Consider the following 14967-nt stretch of genomic DNA (forward strand, 5'->3'; position numbering starts at 1 on the left):
CGTCCTCCCCCTCCGTCACGCTACGCGTGACACCTCTCCCTGGCGGGGGAGGATAAGTTGAATGTCGATACGGCCCAGGTCGCTTGACACATATCAAGGCGAGGCAGATGCTCCCCGCAGGGAGCGCGGGCCCTGCCTCGCGCGGGGTGAGTCATGGCGCAGGTTCGTGCAGCCGCGTTGACCAACTATTTCGAGGTCGCCCGCTTCGTCGGCCTCGATCCCAATGCGATGCTCAAGCGCGCGCGGATCAACCCGGCGATGCTCTCCGATCCGGACCGGCGCATCTCGCGCACCGCGGTCAATTTCCTGCTGACCGAAAGCGCCCGCGAGGCCAATTGCGTCAGCTTCGGGCTGATGATGGCGGAATCGCGCGAGCTGGCGCATCTCGGCGCGATCGGCCTGGTGTTGCGCCACCAGCAGACCGTGCGCGGCGTGGTCCAGGCGATGGCGCGCTACCAGCATCTGATGGGCGATACCGTCAATGTGCGGATGGAGGAGCGCGGCGAGGATGTCGCCTTCATCGTCGGGATCGCGCCCGGCCATGGCACGGTCGAGCGGCAGGGCATCGAGCTCGTCATGGGCATCGTCTATCGCGCGATCATCGCGGTTTCGGGCGGGCAGTGGCGGCCCAAGGCAGTGCATTTCACCCATCCCGCCCCCGGCGATCCGGCGGTGCACAACCGGGTGTTCAACGTGCCGCTCGTCTTTTCGAGCGATTTCAACGGCTTCGTTTCGAGCGCCGCCGCGCTCGACGCGCCCTATAGCAGCGCCGATACCGAGCTGGCGCGCTATGCCGAGAGCTATCTCGACCTGCTCGCTCCCGGCGCCGCGGCGGCATCGATGGAGGCGCAGGTGCGGCGCTCGCTCGATCTGATGCTCCCGCTCGGCCGTGCGACGCTCGAACAGGTCAGCGAGAATCTGGGGATGCCCTCGCGCACGCTCCAGCGGCTGCTCGAAAAGGAGGGGCACAGCTTCGGCTCGCTGCTCCACGATGTGCGGCGCGAGGTGGCGATCGACCAGCTCACCCATTCGAGCCGCTCGCTGGGCGAGATCGCCCGGATGATCGGCTATGCGACGCCGAGTTCGTTCACGCGCTGGTTCTATGGCGAGTTCGGGCTAACCCCCGGATCGTGGCGCGCGGGCTTGCGGCCCGCCGAGGCCGACCGCCCAGGCCTTCCGCCCCACCCCGCCCGGACTAGCCGCGGCGCGCGATCTGCCGCATAGAGTGCTCATGTTCTCGGGCGGGTCGCTTGTCCTTCAGCTGAGCTATGGGTTGCTGCTGCTCGCGGTGGTGACCTCGCGCAAATGGCCGCGGCTGTTCATCGCGCTCTCCGCGATGGTGGCGTTCGCGCATGCGCTGGTCTGGACCGGCGACATCGCGACGATGGCGTGGATGGGGCTGGTGCTCGCCTGCTGCGTCGTCGTGCTGGGCCGCGACCTGATCGCCGATGGGCGCGCGCGCTTCACCGCCGATGAGGAGCAGATGCTGGCAGGCTTTCTGGCGGGCGTTCCCCGCCACAGCGCGCGTCACCTGATCGATGGCGGGGTCTGGCTCAACGGCACCGTCGGCGACGAACTCACGCGCGAGGGATCGCCGGTCGAGCGGATCGCGTGGCTGGCGACCGGCGACGCGCTGGTGCTGAGCGACGGCCGCCAGGTGGCGACCTGCCACCCCGGCGACCTGATCGGCGAGGCCTCGATCCTCACCGGCGAACCCGCGACCGCGACGGTGATGCTCGCGGGACCCGCGCGCTTCTGGTGCATGCCCGCGGCGACGCTCAGAACCTATCTTGAGACCGATCCCGAACTGGGCGCAATGCTGGAGCGCAGCTTCGCCCGCGCGGTGCGCAACAAGCTCCACGCCAGCAACCGCACCATCGCCGCCGCGGGGGGCGTGGCCTGACCACAGCCGTCATCCCGGCGAAAGCCGGGACCCAGAGCCAAGAGCGATGTCGTGTGCGACCCTGGGTCCCGGCTTTCGCCGGGATGACGGAAAGGTGGGCGAGCGCTCCCCTTGCAATGTTGGATTTCAACGGCTTAGCTACCCAAGCGGGGCATCCCGCCGCTCTTTGAACCGTCAGCTATCCAGCCGCTTCCCTGCGGCGCCCCGCAAATCCATCAGGATGCACATTTCCCCTCAGGCAAAGGTCATGAATGAAGGGAATTCGCGAGACCTTATCGGGCCCGGATCAAACGCCGTTTTGGCCTAACCTTCGCCGAACTTTCCGCACCCACGTGCCGCGGCCGAACCAGCGGACCAGTGTCAAGTTCGTGTCAACTTAGGGCCCTCTCACCCCTTCCGCCGGCTCTTCATCAGCGGCTGCACCTTGGTCCCGAAATCCTCTACCCCCTGGATGAAGTCGTCGAAGGTCAGCAGCACCCCGCCGGTGTTCGGCACCTCCGCCATCTCGTCGAGCATCGCCGCAACCTTGGCGTAGCTGCCGACGAGCGTGCCCATGTTGATGTTCACCGCCCCCTCGGGCGCGGCGAGCTGGCGGACATTGGTGGTGGGGTTGTGCTTGTCGGCCGCGCCCTGGTTCATCAGCCAGGCGATCGCCTCGACATCGACACCGTCATTGTACGATTTCCATTTGGCCTCGGCCTCCTCGTCGGTTTCGGCCATGATCAGCATGACGAGGACGAACATCGAGACGTCACGACCGCTCTTCTCGGTCGCCACCGCGAGGCGCTCATTGTTGAACGCGAAGGCCTTGGGGGTGTTGACGCCCTTGCCGAGGCAGAAGGCGTAGTCGGCATATTTGGCCGAGAAGGCGAGGCCGTCGTCCGACGAACCCGCGCAGATGATCTTCATGTCGCCGCTGGGCGTCGGGCGGACGAGGCAGTCGTCCATCTGATAATAAGTGCCCTTATAGTCGCTCCGCCCGGTCTCCCACAGCTCGCGCAGGATATGGGCGTATTCGCCGAGCATCTGGTAGCGGTTGCGGAAATGCTCGTCGCCGGGCCACAGGCCCATCTGCGAATATTCGGGGCGTTGCCAGCCGGTGATCAGGTTGAGCCCGAACCGGCCATGGCTGATGCTGTCGATCGTGTTGCACATCCGCGCGGCGAAGGCGGGCGGGATGACGAGCGTCGGGCAGGTCGCGTAGATCTTGATCTTCTCGGTGACCGCGGCGAGCCCCGCCATCAGCGTGAAGCTCTCCATGCCATATTCCCAGAACTGGGTCTTGCCGCCAAAGCCGCGCAGCTTGATCATCGACAGGAGGAAATCGAGCCCGTGCTTCTCCGCCGATTGCGCGATCGTCTTGTTCATGTCGAAATCGGGAATGTACTGGGGCGCGTTCTCGCTGATCAGCCAGCCATTATTGTTGATGGGGACAAAGACGCCGACCTGCATGGTGTTAGCTCCCTAGAAATTCGAGGACGCGGGCGTTGAAACCGTCAGGGTCGGTGACGTTGCAGCCATGCCCTCCCCAATCCATCAACGCCAGTTCCGCCCCTATGATGCCCTCGGCGAGACGCTTCGAGCAGTTCGATGGCACGAGCATGTCATCCGCAGCGGCGAGCGCAAGAGTCGGGGCGGAAATTTGTGACAGTTTCGCGTCGATATCGAAGGCTGCGAGCGCGGCGATGCGCTTCTCATAGGCCTCGGCGCCCGCGAAATGGGCGAGGTGATGCTCGTCCTCTGCCGCCAGCCGCTCGGCATGTTCGCTGATCCAGTTGGCCGGGAAGAGGAATAGCGGCTGGGCACGGACATAAGCGCGCGGCCCGCTGTGCCGCAGCAGCTCCAGCCGCGCCTCGAAGCAGCGGGCGAAGTGCGGGTCGAGCTTCGACCAGGCATTGACGAGGACGAGGCGGTCGATCCTGTCGGGCGCCTTGAGCGCCGTCGCGAGCCCCGCCACACCGCCCGCGGCATGGCCGATCACGGTCGCGCTTCCGAGGCCGAGCCCATCGATCAGCGCAAGGATATCGTCGCCCATCTGCTCGACGGTAACGGTCTCGGGCAGCGCCCTGTCGCTCCGCCCGGTCCCGCGATGGTCGTAGAGGATGACGCGGTGCTCCGCCGCCAGCGCGGGCAGGTTCGGCAGCCAGTAATTGCCCGATCCGCCCAGCCCCGCCGACAGGATCAGCGGGGGGCCTTCGCCGTGCGATTCCCAATAGAGGCCGTCGATCTGCGGCATCAGGATCCTCCCCCGGAGGGGGAGGTGGCAGCCGAAGGCTGACGGAGGGGTAGTCGCCCCAAGCGAACCGGCCCGCTCTCGGAACCTACCCCTCCACCGCTTCGCGGTCCCCCTCCCCCTCCGGGGGAGGATTTGGAGAGGTCAGCCAATGTGCGCGACCGAAGCCACCTCGACGAGGCAGTCGGGCTTCACCAGATCGGCCTTGATGCAATAGCGCGCGGGCTTCTGCCCGGGGAAATATTCGGCATAGACCCGGTTGAACGCGGCATAGTCGGCGAAGTCCTTGAGGAAGATATGGTTCATCGCCACGTCCTCGAGCGTCGCGCCGGCAGCCTCGAGCGTGATCTTGATGACGTCGAGTACATGCCGGGTCTGCGCCGCGGCGTCGCCGACATGGAGCACCACCCCGCCCTCGCCCAGCGCAAGCACGCCCGAGACATAGACGGTGTTCCCCGCCTTCGCCCCCGCCGAATAGGGGGCGATCGGGGTGGGGAATTGCGGCGGGTTGATCGATTCGAAGGGCATGCACCTACTCCTTGGGAAGCTGGCCGAACGACCCGCAGAAATCCGCGGTCGTGCTCACCCAGCCGAAGAATTTCTCGACATTGTAGACGGTGGCTTCCTGCATCGCCGGCGGGCCCAGATGATGCGTGGCATCCTCCAGCATCACCCCGAAATATTCGAGGTGGAAGCCGTCGCGCAGCGTGCTCTCGACACAGACATTGGTGGCGATCCCGACGAACACGATCGTGCGGATGCCGCGCGAGCGCAGCACAGAGTCGAGCTGCGAGTTGAAGAAGGCCGAATAGCGCGTCTTGCCGATGACGATGTCGCCGTCGCGGGGCTTGAGTGCATCGACCAGGTCATAGTCCCAGCCCCCACGCGCGAGCAGCTTCCCCGCCAGCTCGGGCCGCTTGCGCATCGTCTTGAGCGCGTTCGACTTGTGCCAATTGGGCGAACCCGGCCCGCCCGCCTCGACATAGTCCGGGTCCCAGCCATTCTGCAGATAGACGATCTGGATCCCTGCACCCCGCGCGGTCTCCAGCACCTGCGCGATCTTGCCGATCGTCCCTGCCGCGCCCGAAATGTCGAACCCCGCCTGATCGACATAGCCGCCGGGCGAGGCATAGGCGTTCTGCATGTCGATCACGACCACCGCCGTTTCCGACGGCAGCACGCGAACCGCCTCCGGCCGCGCGCCGAGGGTTACGCCCCTGGCACCCGCCGATCCGATGTTCACCGTTTCCATTCGCACCAGACTGTCCCTTCGCGCTGCAGTGCGCAAGAGGGGCCGTTGCCAAGGTGTATTAGGCTGCTAAGCATCCCGATCCCCAATAGGAATTGCCGATGCGCGCCCTGATTCTCGCTTTCGTCGCCCTGCTGATCCCCGCGAGTGCGCTTGCCGCCGATCCCACCGGCAAGCTGCCCGACCAGGTCACGCCGATCACCTACCGGCTCGACCTGACCGTGGTGCCGGAGCAGGCGCGGTTCAGCGGGCACACCGAGATCGATATCCGGCTCAAGCGCCCCTCCGCCTTCATCTACATGCACGGCCGCGACCTGCACGTGACCCGCGCGGTCGCGAAGATCGGCGGGCGCGAATTCCCAGTGATCTTCAGCCAGATCAGCCCGCTCGGCCTCGCCAAGCTCGACTTCGGGCGCAGCGTCCCCGCCGGCAAGATGACGCTCAAATTCGATTATGACGCGGCCTTCGGCAGCGGCCCCTCGGGCCTGTACCGCATCAAGGTGGGCGGCGAATATTATAGCTGGTCGCAGTTCGAATCGATCGACGCGCGCGCCGCCTTCCCCTCGTTCGACGAGCCGGGGTACAAGACGCCCTTCACCGTCACGCTGACCACCAAGCCCGGCTTCGTCGCCGCGAGCAACGGGCCGGAGATCGGCAAGGGCACGCCCAAGGGCGATCTGGTCACGCACCGTTTCCTCGCGACCAAGCCCATGCCGACCTATCTGATCGCCTTCGTCGTCGGCCCGTTCAAGACGCTCGAGACGGTCGTGCCGCCCACCCCGCAGCGCAAATGGCCGCTGCCGCTGCGCGTGATCGCGACCAAGCCCAATGCCGATCAGATGCAATATGCGCTCGATCAGTCGGGCAAGATCGTAGCGCTTCTCGAAGCCTATTTCGGCCAGGCCTTCCCCTATCCCAAGCTCGACCAGGTCGGTTCGCCGGTGATGCCGGGGGCGATGGAGAATGCCGGGATCGATATCTATGGCGATTCGATCCTGTTCCTCAGCGAGAGCGACCAGACCACGCGCAAGCAGGCGTTCGGGATGATCGTCGCGCACGAGCTGTCGCACCAATGGTTCGGCGATCTCGTCACCCCCGCTTGGTGGGACGATATCTGGCTCAACGAGAGCTTCGCCAACTGGATGGGATACCGGATCGGCAACGAATGGCGCCCCGATCTCAACATCGGCGTGGATGCGATCGACGAGGCGTTCGACGCGGCCAATCTCGACGCGCTCACCGTCGGGCGGCCGATCCATGAGGTGATCACGCAGGACAGCCAGATCGACGGCGCGTTCGACCAGATCACCTATGGCAAGGGCGGCCAGGTGGTGGCGATGGTCGCCGACTATATGGGCGATACGCTGTTCCGCGACGGCGTGCGGCTGCACATGCGGCGGCACATCTACGGCAATGCCAGCACCGACGATTTCTTCGGCGCGCTGGCCGATGCCGCCAAGGATCCGCGCGTGCTCGCCTCGCTGCGCAGCTTCGTCGATCAGCCGGGCATCCCGCTGGTGACTTTGCACCGCGACGGCGACAGGCTGGTCGCGACGCAGACGCGCTTCGCCTATTACGGCGCCAATCCGAAGCCGCAGCAATGGATCATCCCCTTCTGCCTGCGCCGCGAAAAGACGCGCAGCTGCACGCTGATCGACCAGCCGAACGAGGCGGTGAGCGCGGCGGGCGGCGGGGTGATCGTCCCCAATGCCGGCGGCTGGGGCTATTATCGCTACGATCTGGACGATGCCGACTGGAAGGCGCTGATCGCCGGCTCGGCCTCGCTCGGCGCGGGCGAGGCGCTGGCGATGAACGACAGCCTATGGGCCAATTTCTATGCCGGGCGCGGCAATTTCAACCGGCTGGTCGCCGCGGCGGCGGTGATGGCCGGGAACAAGGATTCGAACGCGGCGGTCGATAACGGCCAGCGGCTCGCGGGGATGATCCGGCGCGGGCTGGTTTCGAAGGAAGCCGAGCCCGCGTTCCGCACGATGCTGAGCCATATCTATGCGCCTGTGCTGGCGAAGCTCGGCTTCGATCCGCGCGAAGGCGCCTATGTCAGCGACGATCCGGACCGGCAGAAGCTGCGCAATTCGTTGGTCGAATTGCTCGCCAACGACGCGCGCGATCCGCAGCTGGCGGCGACGCTGACCGCCGCTGCCGAGAAATATCTGGGCGGCGACACCAAGGCACTCGACAGCCAGTTCATGTCTGCGGGTTTCGCGGCGCTGATGCGCGCCAAGGGGCTGGACTATGCCAAGACGCTGGTCACCAACGCGCTGTCGGGCGATGACGAGGCTCTGGCGGATTCGATGTACGACGCGATCGGCGACGTGGGCGATCCGGCGATCGCCACCTGGTTCGTCAAGGAGTTCAAGCATCCCAAGCTCAATTTCGGCCAGCGGATCGGCACGATGATCTCGCTCCTCTCCGATCCCCAGGTGAGCGCGGTGGTGCTGCCCGAAGTGCTCAACGCGTTCGATGCCCTGTCGCGGTCGCGCGGCGGCATCTTCGCGGCGCGCGCGGCGGGTTCGTTCGGGACGCTCTGCGTCGCGGCGCAGGCCGACACGGTCGAGGCGCGGCTCAAGCCCGCGCTGATCGCTGGGCATACCAGCACGCTGTCGCTCGATCGCGCGATGGAGCAGATCCGCAACTGCGCGGCGTTCCGGGAGAAGTTCGCAGGCGATGTGAGCGGCACGATCCTCGCGGCCAAATAAGGGCCCCTATCCCCGGCCGCGCATTTGGGTCATTCTCCCGCCGGAACGAGCGGAGGGGGCATGATGGCGACAATGGCGCGGCCGGCGGTCCCGATCCTTAGCCTCGTGCTGCTCGTCGCCGCGGCGATCCTGCTCAACTATGTCGATCGCGGCACGATCGCGGTCGCGGCGCCGCTGATGAAGGGCGAGCTGGGGCTGAGCGCGACGGGCTTCGGCCTCGCGGTTTCGGCCTTTTTCTGGGTCTATGCGCCAATCCAGCTCGCGGTCGGCTGGCTGTGCGACCGCTTCTCGGTCTATCGCCTGCTCGCGGCGGGCCTCGCGGTCTGGGCGCTCAGCACCGCCGCGATGGGGTTCGTCGGATCGCTGACCGGGCTGGTCGTGCTGCGGCTGCTGCTTGGCCTTGGCGAGAGCATCGCCTTCCCCGGCGCTTCGAAGATCATTTGCCGCCATGTCCCGCCCGCGCGGCGGGGAATCGCCAATTCGGCGGTGGCGGCGGCGCTCGCGCTGGGGCCGGCGGTGGGGACGCTCGCGGGCGGGGTGCTGATGATCAATTTCGGCTGGCGCGCGATGTTCATGGTGTGCGGGCTGGCGACCTTGCTGTGGTTCTTGCCCTGGCTGGGGCTGATGCGGCGGCTGCCGCCCGAACATCGCCATGCGAGCGGGCAATTCCCGATCGGGCGGCTGATCGGCACCCGCGCGATCTGGACCACCAGCCTCAGCCATTTCACCGCCAATTACAGCCTCTATTTCCTGCTCTCCTGGCTGCCGCTCTATCTCGTCCAGCAACGCGGTTTCTCGATCGCGACGATGACCTTGGTCGCAACCGTCTCCTATCTCGCCCAGGCGGCGAGCGCGGTGACGACCGGCTGGGTCTGCGACCGCCTTATCGCAGGCGGCGGGCATGAAGGGCGGATTTTCCGCACCTTCTCGGTGATCGGAATCGGGCTGGTGGGCGTGGCGATCCTGGGAATCGCGCTCGCCAATGACACGGAGGCGCTGGTCGCCTTCCTGATCCTCGCCGGGATCGGCTGCGGACCCTGCTCGGTGACGCTCTACGCGGTCGCGCAGATCTTCGCGGGGCCGCGCGCGGCGGGAACCTATGTCGGCGTGCAGAATGCCTGCGGCAACATGGCCGGGATCATCGCGCCGATCATCACCGGCATGATCGTCGACAGGACCGGGAGCTTCCTCAACGCCTTCTATGTCGCCACCGCGGTGTGCGGCATCGGGGTGGTGTGCTGGGCGGTGCTGGTACCGAAGATCGCGCCGCTCGAACTCGACTGATCAAGCCACCGCCAGCTTATAGTCCTTGTACTGCTCGCGGATCGCGGTCTTGAGCAGCTTGCCCGTCGCCGTGTGGGGCAGCTCATCGACGAACACCACCTCGTCGGGGAGCCACCATTTGGCGACATGCTTGGCCAGATGCGCCTGGACCTCCTCGGCACTCACATCGCTGTTCGGGCGGCGGACGACGAGGAGGATCGGACGCTCGTCCCACTTGGGATGATGGACGCCTATCGCCGCCGCCTCGTGCACGCCCGGGCAGCCGACCGCGGCATTTTCCAGGTCGACCGAGCTGATCCATTCGCCGCCCGATTTGATCACGTCCTTGGCGCGATCGGTGATCTGCATGACGCCATCGGGATGGATCACCGACACGTCGCCGGTGTCGAACCAGCCCTCGGCGTCGACCGCGTCGGCATCGGCCTTGAAGTAGCGCTTGACCACCCAGGGTCCGCGGACCTGAAGCCGGCCCGAGCTCTTGCCGTCGCGCGGCTGGACCTTGCCTTCGTCATCGACGACACGCAGCTCGATCCCGAACGGGGTGCTGCCCTGCTTGCTGATCAGGTCGAGCTTGTCCTCGTGACTCATCTCCTCCCAATTGACGGGAATCGTGCCCGCGGTGCCGATGGGCGAGGTCTCGGTCATGCCCCAGAGATGCTTGACCTCGATCCCCATCCCCATGATCCGCTCGATCATCGCGCGCGGCGCGGCCGAGCCGCCGATGGTGACCTGAACGAGATGCTTCGGCGCATCGCCGGTCTCGTCCATATGCTTGAACATGGCGAGCCAGACGGTGGGAACGCCCGCCGAATGCGTCACCTTCTCGCGGTTCATCAGCTCGCAGATCGTCTTGGCGTCGTTGGTCGCCGAATAGACGAACTTCGCGCCCGCAAGCGCCCCCGCGAAAGGCAGGCCCCAGGCGGCGGCGTGGAACATCGGGACGATCGGCAGGATCACCGAGCGGCGCGAGATGTTGAACACCCAGGGCGCGACCTCGGCCATGGCGTGGATCATCGTCGAGCGATGTTCGTACAGCACGCCCTTGGGATTGCCGGTGGTGCCGCTGGTATAGCAGATCATGCACGGGTCGCGCTCGGGACCCTCGTGCCAGCTATAATTGCCGTCCTCCTGCGCGAGCAGCGCTTCGAAGCCGTCGGGGCCATCGCTGTCGAACACGACATAATGCTCGATCGTCGTCCAGTGCGGCTTGAGCCGGTCGATAATTGGCTGGAACTGCTTGTCGTAGAAGAGGACGCGGTCCTCGGCGTGATTGGCGATGTAGATCAATTGCTCGTCGAACAGGCGCGGATTGATCGTGTGGATCACCCCGCCCATCCCGATCGCGCCATACCAGGCGACGATATGGGGGGCGTGGTTCATGCCGAGCGTCGCGATGCGGTCGCCGGGCTTCATGCCGAGCCGCTCGAGCGCCTGCGCCAGCTTCTTCGCATCGCGCGCGACCCCGGCCCAGGTGGTGCGGCTCTCGGTACCGTCGGCCCAGCGCGTGACCAGCTCGCGGCTCCAATGCTCGCGCTCGGCATGATCGATCAGCCTGGGGACCCGAAGCTCGAAATCCTGCATTCCACCCAGCATCGACGCTCTCCAATATTATATTCTCTCGCGAGTGAACGTAACTTGGGTCGGGGGCGAAAGTCCATAAGGCGCTGCCCCTCGCCCTTACGACCTATACGCTAGGCGGGAGTTATTGGATGACGCAAGCGTGGGGGGCTTGGAGTTCGTCCCAGCATGTGAAAGTTGACACTAGCTTGACACTGATCGGCATGTTTTCCGCCGCGCGGTTTACCAGGAAGAAATGCGGTTCGTGCAGGTCGTGCGGATCGACGTTGTCAAAGAGCGGCCGGAGTGACCGGCGCGGCGAGCCGAGCAGACGAAATCCTACATTGCAAGGGCTTGAGGACTGCCAACTCTCCAAATGCGTCATCCCGGCGAAAGCCGGGACCCAGGGTTACGGGCGATGTCCTGCTTGGCTCTGGGTCCCGGCTTTCGCCGGGATGACGGCGATGGTTCCATCCGAACGCATCGGGCCTTAGGCCGCCGCCGCGAGGCCCTTGTCGGCGCTGCTGAACTCGGCGGCGAGGACCCCAGGGAGCAGGCGGATACGGCCGACCATTTCCTCGTCGAGGCGGAAATCGCGGCCGAGCACGACCGTGGCGGTCTCGTGCGGGCGCGAGGGCATGGCGAGCTGGACGGTGCAGCGGCCGCCGCGCTGCTCCCCGATCAGCTCGGCGAGCAAGGGCAAGGCGGCGGGATCGGTGAGGGTGAGATCGAGCTGAAGCCGCGCCGAGCCCGCGATCTGCTCGAACGACTGGACGCGGCGGATCGCGACGCGCGGCGTGTCCTCGCCCGGCCGCTTGTCCATCTCGATGGTCAGGATCGCGCAGCCGCCGGCGCGGGCGCATTCCTCCATGTCGTTCGCCACCGCCTCGTCGAAGCAGCTGACGGGCACCTGCCCGCTCGTGTCCGAAATGGTCGCCATCATGTAGCGGTTGCCGCGCGCCGAGGTGCGCCAGCGCGCATCCTCGATCAGCGCCGCGACGGTGGCACCGACGCGCTGGCCCTCGGCGATCGGCACCTCGTTCAGCGTTGCGATCGGGCGGGCGCTATGGGCGCGGGCGAGGTGCTGATAGCGGTCGAGCGGGTGCGCCGAGAAATAATAGCCGAAGGCATCGCGCTCGGCATTGATGCGGTTGGCGAGCGACCAGTTGGCGCTGCGGGGCAATGCGATCGCGCCGCCGCCGCGCTCGCTCTCGCCGAACAGGCCGCCCTGGCCGCTGGTGCGGTTGGCATGGGTGCGCTGGGCGACCGCAAGGATCGTCTCGGCGGCGGCAAACACGCCCGCGCGGTTGGGCTCGATGCTGTCGAACGCCCCCGCCCCCGCCAGCGTCTCGACCTGGCGCTTGTTGAGCAGCCGCGGATCGACGCGGCGGGCGATGTCGTCGAGCGAGTGGAAGCGGCCGCCGCTCTCGCGCTCCTCGACAAGCTGTTCCATCGCCCGCTCGCCCACGCCCTTGAGCGCCGCCAGCGCATAGCGGACCGCGAGTTGGCCCTCGCCCTCCTGCACGACGAAGCTCGCCTCGGACGCGTTGATGTCGGGCGGCAGGCACTGGACGCCCATCCGCTTCATATCGTCGGCGAAGATGGCGAGCTTGTCGGTCTGGTCGATGTCGAACGCCATCGATGCGGCGTAGAATTCGTGCGGGTAATGCGCCTTGAGCCAGGCGGTCTGATAGGCGAGCAGGGCGTAGGCGGCGGCGTGCGACTTGTTGAAGCCGTACCCGGCGAACTTGTCGATCAAGTCGAACAGCTCGTTGGCCTTGGCGGCGGGGATCTTGTTGTGGGTGGCGCAGCCCTCGACGAAGGTCGCGCGCTGGGCGTCCATCTCGGCCTTGATCTTCTTGCCCATCGCGCGGCGGAGCATGTCGGCGCCGCCCAGCGAATAGCCTGCGAGAATCTGCGCGGCCTGCATCACCTGTTCCTGGTAGACGAAAATGCCGTAGGTTTCGGCGAGAATGCCCTCGAGCAGGTCGTGCGGATAGGTGATCGCCTCGCGACCGTTCTTGCGCGCGCCGAAGCTGGGGATGTTGTCCATCGGGCCCGGGCGGTAGAGCGAAACGAGCGCGATGATGTCGCCGAAGTTCGACGGACGGACGGCCGCAAGCGTGCGCCGCATCCCCTCCGATTCGAGCTGGAACACGCCGACCGTGTCGCCGCGCTGGAGCAGTTCATAGACCTGCGGGTCGTCCCAGCCGAGCGTGTCGAGATCGATCTCGATATGGCGGTCAGCGAGCAATTCGGTCGCGCGCTGGAGGACGGACAGCGTCTTGAGGCCGAGAAAGTCGAACTTCACGAGGCCCGCCACCTCGACATATTTCATGTCGAACTGGGTGACCGGCATGTCCGAGCGCGGGTCGCGATAGAGCGGGACCAGTTCGGCGAGCGGGCGGTCGCCGATCACCACGCCCGCGGCATGCGTCGAGCTGTGGCGCGGCAGGCCCTCGAGCCGCATCGCGAGATCGACGAGGTGACGGACATCCTCGTGCGCCTTGTACTCGGCGTGAAACTCGCTGACGCCGTTGAGGGTGCGTTCGAGCGTCCAGGGGTCGGTCGGGTGGTTGGGGATCAGCTTGGAGAGCCGGTCGATCTGGCCATAGCTCATCTGGAGCACGCGGCCGACATCCTTGACCACCGCGCGCGCCTTCATCGTCCCGAAGGTGATGATCTGCGCGACCTGGTTGCGGCCATATTTGGCCTGGACGTAGCGGATCACCTCGCCGCGGCGGGTTTCGCAGAAGTCGATGTCGAAGTCCGGCATCGAGACGCGCTCGGGGTTGAGGAAGCGTTCGAAGAGCAGCCCGAGCTTGATCGGATCGAGATCGGTGATGGTGAGCGACCAGGCGACCACCGAACCCGCACCCGAACCGCGGCCGGGGCCGACCGGAATCCCTTGCGATTTTGCCCATTTGATGAAGTCGGCGACGATCAGGAAATAGCCGGGGAAGCCCATCGTGATGATGACGTCGGTTTCGAAGGCGAGGCGGTCGAAATAGGTTTGGCGGGTCTCCGGGTCGGTGATTCCGGCCTTGGCGAGGCGCGCTTCGAGGCCCAGGCGGGCATCGTCGCGGAGCTGGGCGGCTTCGCCTTCGATGTCGCCGGCAAGGCTGGGGAGGATCGGCTTGCGCCTGGGCGCCATCACCGCGCAGCGCTGCGCGACGACGAGCGTGTTGGCGATCGCCTCGGGCAGATCGGCGAAGAGCGACTTCATCTCGCCCGCGGGCTTCATCCACGCATCGGGCGAGCTGCGCGGGCGATCGTCGCTGGCGACGTAGGAGGAATTGGCGATGCAGAGCATCGCATCGTGCGCCTCGTGGAAATTCTCGTCGGCGAAGCAGCTCGGGTTGGTCGCGACCAAAGGCAGGTCGCGGGCATAAGCGAGTTCGAGCAGGCGCGGCTCGGCCTTGCCCTCGACCTCGTTCAGGCGGCGGACGATCTCGATATAGAGCCGGCCCGGGAAGAGCGACTCGAGCCGGGTCGCATAGGCATGGGCGGCAGGATCCTGCCCCTCGGCATAGAGCCGGGCGAGCGCGCCCTCGGCACCCGCGGTGAGGCAGATCAGTCCGTCGGTGCGCCCCGCCAGCGACTCGAAGGTGACATGGGCATCTTCCTCGATCGGGCGATCGAGATGCGCCATCGACACGAGTTCGCACAGATTGGTGTAGCCCCGCTCGTCCTGCGCATAGAGCGCGAGCCAGTCGATCGGCACCGCGACTCCATCGGGCATGTCCGGCCGCGCGACCGCGAGCAGGGTGCCGATGATCGGCTGGACCCCCGCCTTCAGGCACCCTTCGGAGAAGGGCATCGCCGCGTAGAGGCCGTTGCGGTCGACCAATGCCGCCGCCGGAAAGCCGAGTTCGCGGGCGCGCTTCGCGATCGCCTTGGGCTCGATCGCGCCTTCGAGCATCGTGTAGGACGAGAAAATCCTGAGCGGTACGAACCCCGAATGCATGGGCTTTACGCTAGGGCACGGACGGCCGAATCGCCACCCCGCCAAGTCCTTCTATCC

At 66.2% G+C, this 14967-nt stretch carries 10 protein-coding genes; 4 read left to right on the top strand and 6 right to left on the bottom strand.

The annotated features are described in order from the left end of the window. Positions 1 to 153: 153 nt before the first annotated feature. Both OF829_RS16210 and OF829_RS16215 read left to right on the top strand, forming a co-directional pair. Positions 154 to 1224 carry an AraC family transcriptional regulator gene (locus OF829_RS16210; RefSeq protein WP_264941161.1) on the top strand — a complete coding sequence of 357 codons (1071 nt, stop codon included), beginning with the start codon at positions 154 to 156 and terminating at the stop codon, positions 1222 to 1224. 7 nt (positions 1225 to 1231) lie between these two features. Continuing rightward, positions 1232 to 1903 carry a Crp/Fnr family transcriptional regulator gene (locus OF829_RS16215; RefSeq protein WP_264941290.1) on the top strand — a complete coding sequence of 224 codons (672 nt, stop codon included), beginning with the start codon at positions 1232 to 1234 and terminating at the stop codon, positions 1901 to 1903. 387 nt (positions 1904 to 2290) lie between these two features. On the opposite strand, the gene rutA is transcribed toward OF829_RS16215, so the two are convergent. From rutA to rutB, 4 genes are all read right to left on the bottom strand, one after another. After that, positions 2291 to 3355, bottom strand: a complete 1065-nt coding sequence (rutA, locus tag OF829_RS16220) for a pyrimidine utilization protein A (protein WP_264941162.1) — start codon at positions 3353 to 3355, stop codon at positions 2291 to 2293. A gap of 4 nt (positions 3356 to 3359) precedes the next feature. Then, entirely contained in the window at positions 3360 to 4139 is a 780-nt protein-coding gene (rutD, locus tag OF829_RS16225; RefSeq protein WP_264941163.1) for a pyrimidine utilization protein D, read from the bottom strand. A 141-nt stretch (positions 4140 to 4280) separates the two neighbouring features. Then, positions 4281 to 4664, bottom strand: coding sequence for a pyrimidine utilization protein C (gene rutC, locus OF829_RS16230; protein ID WP_264941165.1), 384 nt, complete (start codon positions 4662 to 4664; stop codon positions 4281 to 4283). A gap of 4 nt (positions 4665 to 4668) precedes the next feature. Further along, entirely contained in the window at positions 4669 to 5388 is a 720-nt protein-coding gene (gene rutB, locus OF829_RS16235; protein ID WP_264941166.1) for a pyrimidine utilization protein B, read from the bottom strand. Positions 5389 to 5486: 98 nt separating this feature from the next. On the opposite strand from rutB, the gene OF829_RS16240 reads away from it, so the two are divergent. Together OF829_RS16240 and OF829_RS16245 are read left to right on the top strand one after the other, a co-directional pair. Next, entirely contained in the window at positions 5487 to 8102 is a 2616-nt protein-coding gene (locus OF829_RS16240) for a M1 family metallopeptidase (protein ID WP_264941167.1), read from the top strand. Between the two features lie 60 nt (positions 8103 to 8162). Then, positions 8163 to 9386: an MFS transporter gene (locus OF829_RS16245; protein ID WP_264941168.1), complete on the top strand. Its 1224-nt coding sequence runs from the start codon at positions 8163 to 8165 to the stop codon at positions 9384 to 9386. On the opposite strand, the gene OF829_RS16250 is transcribed toward OF829_RS16245, so the two are convergent. Beyond that, entirely contained in the window at positions 9387 to 10979 is a 1593-nt protein-coding gene (locus OF829_RS16250) for a long-chain fatty acid--CoA ligase (protein WP_264941169.1), read from the bottom strand. It abuts the gene before it with no gap. 454 nt (positions 10980 to 11433) lie between these two features. Next, entirely contained in the window at positions 11434 to 14910 is a 3477-nt protein-coding gene (gene dnaE, locus OF829_RS16255; RefSeq protein ID WP_264941170.1) for a DNA polymerase III subunit alpha, read from the bottom strand. Positions 14911 to 14967: the final 57 nt, after the last annotated feature.

The sequence above is a fragment of the Sphingomonas caeni genome (assembly GCF_026013415.1).
In the GTDB taxonomy this organism is placed as follows: domain Bacteria; phylum Pseudomonadota; class Alphaproteobacteria; order Sphingomonadales; family Sphingomonadaceae; genus Sphingomonas; species Sphingomonas caeni.

What these genes read in the sequence shown, in the direction of transcription:
- rutA (WP_264941162.1), bottom strand. Translation starts at nt 3,355, where the DNA reads ATGCAGGTCGGCGTCTTTGTCCCCATCAACAATAATGGCTGGCTGATC.
- OF829_RS16215 (WP_264941290.1), top strand. Translation starts at nt 1,232, where the DNA reads ATGTTCTCGGGCGGGTCGCTTGTCCTTCAGCTGAGCTATGGGTTGCTG.
- rutD (WP_264941163.1), bottom strand. Translation starts at nt 4,139, where the DNA reads ATGCCGCAGATCGACGGCCTCTATTGGGAATCGCACGGCGAAGGCCCC.
- OF829_RS16250 (WP_264941169.1), bottom strand. Translation starts at nt 10,979, where the DNA reads ATGCTGGGTGGAATGCAGGATTTCGAGCTTCGGGTCCCCAGGCTGATC.
- rutC (WP_264941165.1), bottom strand. Translation starts at nt 4,664, where the DNA reads ATGCCCTTCGAATCGATCAACCCGCCGCAATTCCCCACCCCGATCGCC.
- OF829_RS16245 (WP_264941168.1), top strand. Translation starts at nt 8,163, where the DNA reads ATGATGGCGACAATGGCGCGGCCGGCGGTCCCGATCCTTAGCCTCGTG.
- OF829_RS16210 (WP_264941161.1), top strand. Translation starts at nt 154, where the DNA reads ATGGCGCAGGTTCGTGCAGCCGCGTTGACCAACTATTTCGAGGTCGCC.
- dnaE (WP_264941170.1), bottom strand. Translation starts at nt 14,910, where the DNA reads ATGCATTCGGGGTTCGTACCGCTCAGGATTTTCTCGTCCTACACGATG.
- rutB (WP_264941166.1), bottom strand. Translation starts at nt 5,388, where the DNA reads ATGGAAACGGTGAACATCGGATCGGCGGGTGCCAGGGGCGTAACCCTC.
- OF829_RS16240 (WP_264941167.1), top strand. Translation starts at nt 5,487, where the DNA reads ATGCGCGCCCTGATTCTCGCTTTCGTCGCCCTGCTGATCCCCGCGAGT.